The 7,808-nt window shown below is 62.4% G+C and carries 5 protein-coding genes and 1 pseudogene; 3 read left to right on the top strand and 3 right to left on the bottom strand.

Features of this window, described 5'->3' with window-relative positions:
* Positions 1-418: alginate export family protein (locus IM708_RS19645; protein WP_209428272.1), on the top strand; the 418-nt coding region annotated here is incomplete at its 5' end.
* Positions 419-661: 243 nt separating this feature from the next.
* On the opposite strand, the gene IM708_RS19640 is transcribed toward IM708_RS19645, so the two are convergent.
* The gene (locus tag IM708_RS19640; protein ID WP_209428271.1) at positions 662-2,095 is read right to left on the bottom strand and encodes a DUF6880 family protein; all 1,434 of its coding nucleotides are present in this window, start codon (positions 2,093-2,095) and stop codon (positions 662-664) included.
* A gap of 73 nt (positions 2,096-2,168) precedes the next feature.
* On the opposite strand from IM708_RS19640, the pseudogene IM708_RS19635 reads away from it, so the two are divergent.
* Together IM708_RS19635 and IM708_RS19630 are read left to right on the top strand one after the other, a co-directional pair.
* Positions 2,169-2,570, top strand: a pseudogene (locus tag IM708_RS19635) (peptidoglycan-binding protein); the annotation flags it as partial.
* A 141-nt stretch (positions 2,571-2,711) separates the two neighbouring features.
* A complete protein-coding gene (locus tag IM708_RS19630; RefSeq protein WP_209428269.1) occupies positions 2,712-2,954 on the top strand; it encodes a phage integrase N-terminal SAM-like domain-containing protein in 243 nt (80 codons plus the stop codon).
* Positions 2,955-3,051: 97 nt separating this feature from the next.
* Here IM708_RS19630 and IM708_RS19625 read toward each other — a convergent pair whose 3' ends face one another.
* Together IM708_RS19625 and IM708_RS19620 are read right to left on the bottom strand one after the other, a co-directional pair.
* A complete protein-coding gene (locus IM708_RS19625; protein WP_209428268.1) occupies positions 3,052-5,349 on the bottom strand; it encodes a PAS domain S-box protein in 2,298 nt (765 codons plus the stop codon).
* Positions 5,350-5,658: 309 nt separating this feature from the next.
* Positions 5,659-7,578 carry a PAS domain S-box protein gene (locus tag IM708_RS19620; protein WP_209428267.1) on the bottom strand — a complete coding sequence of 640 codons (1,920 nt, stop codon included), beginning with the start codon at positions 7,576-7,578 and terminating at the stop codon, positions 5,659-5,661.
* Between the last annotated feature and the right edge of the window lie 230 nt (positions 7,579-7,808).

Genomic DNA, 7,808 nt, shown 5'->3' with positions numbered 1-7,808 from the left:
TACCCTTGGATACGCTTGGGGGAGCGGCGACAGCGATCCCGCAAGCGAAACGGACACCGCCTATCGTCAGACCGGCCTTCAGTCGAACGAGGCGCGCATGGGCGGTTTCGCGAAGTTCCACTACTACGGCGAAGCGCTTGACCCGGACCTCAGCAACATCGCCATCGCGACCGCCGGGGTCGGCATCACCTCGAACGAACGCGTCTCGCTTGACATGTTGTATCATCACTACCGCGAGGTGACGGCTTCGGCCGGCGGCGCGCGTCACCTCGGCGATGGCCTCGACCTCGTCATCGGCTATCGCCCTGCCAGGGGAATCGAGATCGACGCCGCGATCGGATGGTTCAAGCGCGGCGCCAGCGCAACCGCGCCCCGAAGCGGCGTCACCGCCCGCATCGAGCTGGAGTACGCCTTCTGACGCGCATTGCTCATCGGCGACGCGTCGCAGGCAGAAGCGCTGCCGTTCGCCTGCTCACGACCGACTCTCTTTCGGTTAAGCCTTCTGCCTGGACCTACACGCTCTGAAAGGGCACGAACGACCGCGCCGTCTGCGCTTCCGCCGCTCGCACTTGGCAAATGCTGCACGATCCACGAATGGCCGATCTGGTGATGCTGCGGCGCGGCATCGCGGTGGTGGCAGGACGTCGGCGCAGGGCCGACCTCACCCGTCAACCAGTTCCCAGAACCCGTACTTGCGCCGGTGTTTCTCCTTGAGCGCTTCAACGAATTGCGCATGCGCGGGGAAGGTGCCGTAGTCGTCGATGACGTTATCGCATGAGTGGCATTCGGCGAGATGGCGGGCGGCATAGCGGTAGCGCTTGGATTTCGCGCCATCCAGGGTGTCCTGAACCATGGCCCGGCGCATCAAAGTGGCGGCGAGCGGGTGTCTGGCTTCAAGGGCGGCAGCGGCGGTCGTGAGCGTATGGTAGCCATTTCCGTCGATTTCGTCGGCCCGCGCCATCACGGCCCGTGCCGTCCGTTCGTGACTGGGCCAGTCAACCAGGAAGCTGATCGCGGCGCCGAGGTGGGGATAGGTTTCGGCAAGATCGAGGGCGTTTTCCTCGGCCTCGACGTCGTCGAAGTCCGGCAACAACTTCAGGTACTTTCGCAGGCTACGCTCACTGAGAGTCTGCGCAAACCTGTCCCACAAATGCCGCTTGAGCGCATTGACCTTGCCAAGTTTCTCGAGACAATCTTCGTAGACCTCGTCAAGCTCGTAGCGGAACAATCTGAGTGACTTGTCCTCTTCGGCGGCGCGGGCGCGATTGATGATATCAAAGGCCTCGTCGACGCGGCTCGCATCGAGCAGCCTGCGCGCAACGTCCGGCGCGATGGTGCCGTACGTCAGTTGCTCGGCGGAATACTGGGCCATGTAGGCGTCGACATCGCCCTGCGCGTCAGCGACATCTGCCAGGATGATCGACCTCGTGCTTTGCTTGCTGCGCTGCACGCTGTCTTCGGGCGATGAGAGGCCGAAGCGCCGGTAGCGCTCCAATTCATGTTCACTTGGCGGCGCTGTCGCCCATGCCTCGGTGATCTGCTTGAGATGTTCGAGGCCTTCCTGGCCGAGTGCCTCAGCTGTCGCTGGAATAATCCCTTCGAACTCACCGTAGCCCGCGTCGGCGACGGCATCGAGAATGCGCACCGCCAGGGCCTTGCGATCCACGGAAACGCCGGGCGACACCTTCGCGATGAGGCCCACCGCTTCCCGCATGACATCGCCAACCCGCCCGTTGCTGTCGTCCGTACGCCCTTGGATCGTGGGAGCCAGAAGCAGGAACGACCAGAGCAACTCGAAGGCCTCATCGACATCATGCGGCGCGATGGTGGTCTCGATCATTCCGAGCAGACCTTCGAGATCCCTGACCAGCGCCCTCTGCTTGCGCCAGTCGACGAAGCTGGTTGCGCGTCGCAGTGACGCGAACCGTTTGCGAAGATCGGCGGCGACATCCTTCGGGCCTTGCGCGGCGCTGAGTTCCATTCGCGCACGTCGCTGGAGGGCGGCGCTGCCCTGTACCAGGTCGATGACCAACTCGGCGAGCCTTTCCGCGCCCAGCTTTTCGAGATTTGCCTTGTTGAGGGTCTTCTTGGACATCGTGGAGGCTTCAAGCTTGGTTCCATTACCGCGTGGTCGACATTGCCCAACATCGCCCGTGGCAGCAACCATGTCCCGCGGACTCCGGTGGGGTGGCGAGGTTGGCAGTGGCGGACCATTCGGCACGGTGATCCAGCCTCAGCCACGCGGGCCCCGCTTCAACACGACAAGAAATTGCCGCGTGATCAAGCGCTACAACAACTCCGATGCCTACGCGATCGGTGTCGGGCATCTGGCCGACCGGATCGGCGGGGCTGGGCCGTTGCGGGGCAGCTTTCCGCCCGATGCCCACGGGTTGACCAAGGCGGATCGGATCACCTTGCAGAAGCGGCTCACGGCACGCGGATTCGATACAGAGGGTGCGGACGGGGTGATAGGCCGAAACACCGAAGCCGCGATCCGCACCTATCAGGCCTGCCAACGCCTGCCTGTGACCGGGACGCCGTCGCAAGCGCTGCTGCAAAGCTTACGTTAGAAACCGGCCGTCGGACGAAGCCGCTCGCGCGGCATGTGCGCCTGTGGTCATTGTTCCGCACTGATCTGATCCCGTCCCTTTCCAGATGGGCGCACCTGTCTGACGATCGGGGTTTTCCCTTTCATTGGACAGGAGGTTGCCATGACGGAGGAAAGAACCACCCTGCTGCGCCAACGGATGATCGAAGACATGCGTTTCCCTGGCATAAGCGAGAGAGCCGAGCAGGCCCACATCCGCGCCATCCAGAATTTCGCGGCTTTCTCAGTGCATTCGCCCGACACGGCGACGCTCAAGGAGTTGCGCCCCTACCAGTTGCGCATGATTGATGCCGGGATCACGCCATCGACTCTCAATGCCCGCATCGTGGCACATATCCTCGCTTGAGCTGGATGAGCATAGCCGCGGCTGCCAGCTGAGCCTCATAAGAGAAGCGGCGGCCGACAAGCTCGACGCCAACTGGTAAGGCGTTCTCGTTCATGCGTCACAGTGCCAACGCACGGCACAAGACATCGACCAGTTGCTGGCGCTGAATGGGTTTACACAAGGTATCGACGAATCCGCATCGCCGATACTGTGTGATCTGTTCGGTCATGACATTGGCCGTCACGGCGACCGCGAGCGGCGCGGAGCGACCAGTGCGTTCTGCCGTTGCCCGCATGCTCCGCAAAGCCTCGAGGCCATCCATGACAGGCATTGAAATGTCGAGCATGACCAGATCAATGGGTGCGGTGCTCCAAATCTCGCATGCCTGGGCTCCGTCCTCAGCGAAATGCGCCTGGACACCCAGCTTCTTCAGGATGGCCGACAGGATCGCGCGATTCGTCGCATTGTCATCAGCGACGAGAAGTCGCTTGCCTCGCAAGCCCTCCGCCCTTGCGGAAAGCCCAATGGAGTCGGCGTACGCGTCATCCGAGGCTGTGCTGGCGTCGGCTTTGGGCACCGGAAGGCGCACCTCGACAGTGGTTCCGCCGCCGAGGAAACTGTCGATCCGGATATCACCGCCCATCATTTCGACAAGCTTGTGAACGATGGTCAATCCCAGGCCTGTGCCGCCGAAGCGGCGAACTGTGCCGGCTTCCGCTTGCTCGAAGGGTTTGAACACCCGCGCGAGTTGCTCTTCTGACATGCCGATGCCTGTGTCGATGACGCGGAATATCAGTTGGCCAGGGTCGCTGGAAATTGCCTCCAGCGTTACGGACCCGCTCTCGGTGAACTTGATCGCATTGCCGATCAAATTGTGCAGAATCTGCATGATTCGCGTCTGGTCGCCGAGGCGCAAGCTCGGAGAGCTGCGATCACCCTGAAGCTCGAACACGATACCCTTGATGCGCGTATTCGCGCCGTGGAGCGACTCGATCTGTGCGGTGAGCTTGTGAAGGTCGAACGGCCGAATCTCCAGTTCCAGCTTTCCCGCCTCCACCCGCGCAAGGTCAACGATGTCGTTGAGTAGAGCGAGAAGGCTCCAGCCTGAACTCCGGATGGTGCTCAGCATCCGGTTCTGGTCTTCATCGAGCGTCGTGTCGGCCAGCAGATCGGCCATGCCCAGCACCCCGTTCAGGGGCGTGCGGATCTCGTGGCTCATGTTGGCAAGAAACTCTGACTTCGCCCGATTTGCTGCCTCGGCTTGATCACGCTGAGCATGAAGTTCGGTCACATCCACACGCAGTCCGACCCACCCACCATCGGCGGTTGGACGCTCGACGATCCGAAGCACGGTGCCATCTGAAAGTATTTGCTCTACGGGGCTCTTCGTCAGATGGTTGGCCAGCCGCTCCTGTAGCCATGCGTCCTCTCGCCCGATCGCCTCGCGAAACTGGCCGCGTTCCAGACCGTAACGAAGGATATCCGTGAACCGTGCGCCCTCGACCATGGCTGGTTCGGTGTCGGCATAGAATTCGCGAAAGCGCCGGTTCGCGAGCACCAGCCTGTCGTCGGCGTCAAAGTAGACGAACCCGTCATTTAGCGCATCGACGGCAGCGACGAGCCGAGCCCGCTCGTCACGCGCGCGTGTTTCCGCGGCGGATGCGAGTTCTCGCGCCGCAACAAGCTCGGTGATATCCGTCTCAACCGCAACAAAACCACTATGACCGCCGGCCTCATCGAACCTTGGCTGGATTTCCAGTTTCAGCCAGTACTCCCTCCCGTAGCGGCAGCGATTGAGAATTTCGGCTTCGACCGGTTCGCAGGCACGCAGTGCACGGCCAATGCGCGCGACAGTCGCTGGGTCCGTGCGTTCGAATTGCAGGATGCTTCCGGGTTTCTGGCCGCATACCTCTTCAAGCCGCCATCCGGTCATGCTCTCGAACGCCTCATTGACCCATTCGATTAGCCCTTCGCGATCGCAGATGATCACCGGGTTTATGGTCAGACGTGCGACTTCGCCAAGCCGCTCCATTGCGCTCAGACGCGCGATCTCATCGGAAATATCGCGTGCAGATGCATTGATCCGCCCATCCCGCGGGTTGACCACCGCGGACCACTCCAGGTGCCGCCACCCTCCGCGCTTTGTGCGGTAGCGGTTGGTGAAGCGGTGCACCGCACCGCTCCGCCTGAGGCCTGCGGCCGCGTCTTTGGTGCCGGCAATGTCGTCGGGGTGCATGAACTCATGGCCGCGCCGGCCGAGCATCTCCGCAGCCGTCCAACCAAGGACTTGTTCCCAACCGCTGCTGACTTGACGAATGGTGCCGTCGAGTTCCGAGACCAGCAGGAGATCACCCGAGGCTTCGACAAGGCGCATGACGCTCGGGCCGTCCAGAAGCTCCAGTTCCGCGATTTCCATGCGTCAAGTCCTTTTTGTCTCCGCGGCCCACAAATTAATCATGTTGATCATCGTCGCGATGTCTGAAGGCAAGGTTGAGTGGCCTCACGTTTGCGCCCTGATGTGGACGCGACGCCGCAAGACAACTGCCAGCGCAAGGTGATCGATCATCGGTTTCAGTGTTGCGTGGTTGTCCCCCCGGTAGCCTACCCGACAGAGCGCCCGGACATCTGCGATAAGTGGCGGATTTCTCGAACACCTCAACAGGGCCGCGGTACTCCAGCAGGCGTGGCAGTGCTTGCCCGCCACAGGAGCCAACTCTGACTGCGCTCAACTCTCTTTGGCGTTCCCTTCTGCCGCCGCGCTGATCACCTCGTGAAGGCATCGGGCAAGTTCGACCCTGCGGTAGGGTTTGTTCAGAAAGATCGCCCCCTCGGGCATTCGGTTGCGCGCGGTCAGCGTCTCGATCGCGTAGCCCGAACTGTAGATCACGCGCAGGTCCGGGTCGCGGGCGCGCGCCCGCTCGGCCAGGTCCCATCCGTTGACCCCGCCGGGCATCACGATGTCGGTGAACAAGACGTCGACCCCTGAGTCCTCGGAAAGCAGTCCCAGCGCCTCGTCGCCGGACCCCGCCGCGATCGCCCGATAGCCGAAAGCGCGCACGCAGGTGACGGCGAAGCTGCGCACCATCGGGTCGTCCTCGACGATCAGCACCGTCTCGTTGTTGCGCGCCGGCAAGATACCGGGACGATCCGCCTGCGCCGAGGGCGCGGCGCGGTGCCCCTCGGCGGTCGGCAGGTAAATCCGCACGGTCGTGCCCAGCCCCGGCTCACTGTAGATCGAAACATGCCCGCCCGACTGCTTGACGAAACCATAGACCATCGACAGCCCCAGCCCGCTGCCCTTTCCGACCTCCTTGGTGGTGAAAAAGGGCTCGAAAACGCGGGCCAGAACATCGGGTGGCATACCCTCGCCGGTGTCTGTGACGGCGATCACGGCATAGTCGCCCGGTGGTACCTCCAGGTTTCGCTCGCGGTAGCTGGAATCGAGGGTGATGTTCGCCGTCGACAGCGACAGGTTGCCGCCGTCGGGCATCGCGTCCTGTGCGTTCAGACACAGGTTGAGCAACGCGGCCTCGATCTGCGCCGGGTCGACCAGCCCGGCATGGAGGTTGTCGGCCAGTTTCAGATCAACATGGATGTTCGCGCGCAGCGTCGCCCGCAGCAACGCGCGCAATTCGCCGATCAGGTGGTTCAGATCGAGCCTCGCAGGCCGAAGGTACTGCTTGCGGCTGAAGGCAAGCAGCCGCCGGGTCAGCTCGGCGCCACGCTCGCCGGCGCGCATGATCCCGTCGGCAAGCTCGTGCAGGTCCGGCCGCGCCCGCAAGCTCAGGCCCAGAAGCTCGGCATTGCCCATGACGACGGTCAGAAGGTTGTTGAAGTCATGGGCCACGCCCCCGGAAAGCTGGCCTACGACCTCCATCTTCTGGGCATGGGCCAGCTGTACCTCGGCCTTCTTGCGCTCGGTCAAGTCGTGGATGATGCCGACAAAAACCGGCGCACCGTCCTGCTGCGCCTCGCCAACGGACAAATCCATTGGAAAAACGGTGCCGTTCTTGCGCTGCCCCTCGACCTCGCGCCCAATGCCGATGATCTTGCGCGCTCCGGTCGCCAGATAATTGGCGATGTAGCGGTCATGCTCGTCGCGGAAATGCGCCGGCATCAGCATCTTCACGTTCCGCCCGATGACTTCTGCGGCCTCGAACTCGAAAAGGCGCTCGCAAGCCGGGTTGAACATTTGCACCGTCCCATCCGCATCGATCAGGATAACGCCGTCCACCGCCGTCTCGACCACGGTTTCCAGCCGCGCGACCGCCTCGCGAATGGCGCGGTCGCTGCGTCGACGTTCCGTCAGGTCGCGGATGATGCCGACGAAGTGCGTCGTTCCATTGCGCTTGGACTCGCCTACGGAAAGGTCCATCGGAAAGATCGTGCCGTCCCTGCGCTGCCCCTCGACCTCGCGGCCGATGCCGATGATCTTGCGGTCGCCGGTGGCCAGATAGTTGGCGATGTAGCCGTCATGCGCGTCGCTGAAATGCGCCGGCATCAACATCTTGACGTTCTGTCCGATGACCTCGTCCGCGGCAAAGCCGAACAATTGCTCGCAGGCCGGGTTGAACATCTGGACCGTGCCGTCGGCATCGATCAGGATCACGCCATCCACGGCGGTCTCGACGACGGCGCGCAGCATCGCCTCATCGTGAACTATGCTCAAATTCCGGCCACTTCACACAGAGTTCATTCTATTGAGTGATCCACAATACATGTTTTGTGGCAAATGTCTGTTGCCATATGAATCCGGGTATTGATCCCGGTCTGCGATGCAGCCTTGTCTTCATACTTTGATCCGCGGCAACGCGGCGTTTAGCATAGACGAGACACAGAACCCCCGAATCCGGCGGCCTGTTCGAGGCGGGCTAC

The sequence above is a fragment of the Pararhodobacter sp. SW119 genome, from assembly GCF_017811755.1.
Lineage (GTDB): Bacteria > Pseudomonadota > Alphaproteobacteria > Rhodobacterales > Rhodobacteraceae > Pararhodobacter.
This window is presented reverse-complemented; position numbering and strand designations above follow the sequence as displayed.

Excerpts from the sequence above, each read along its gene's own strand:
- IM708_RS19640 (WP_209428271.1), bottom strand. The coding sequence starts at position 2,095 with ATGTCCAAGAAGACCCTCAACAAGGCAAATCTCGAAAAGCTGGGCGCG.
- IM708_RS19630 (WP_209428269.1), top strand. The coding sequence starts at position 2,712 with ATGACGGAGGAAAGAACCACCCTGCTGCGCCAACGGATGATCGAAGAC.
- IM708_RS19625 (WP_209428268.1), bottom strand. The coding sequence starts at position 5,349 with ATGGAAATCGCGGAACTGGAGCTTCTGGACGGCCCGAGCGTCATGCGC.
- IM708_RS19620 (WP_209428267.1), bottom strand. The coding sequence starts at position 7,578 with ATGCTGCGCGCCGTCGTCGAGACCGCCGTGGATGGCGTGATCCTGATC.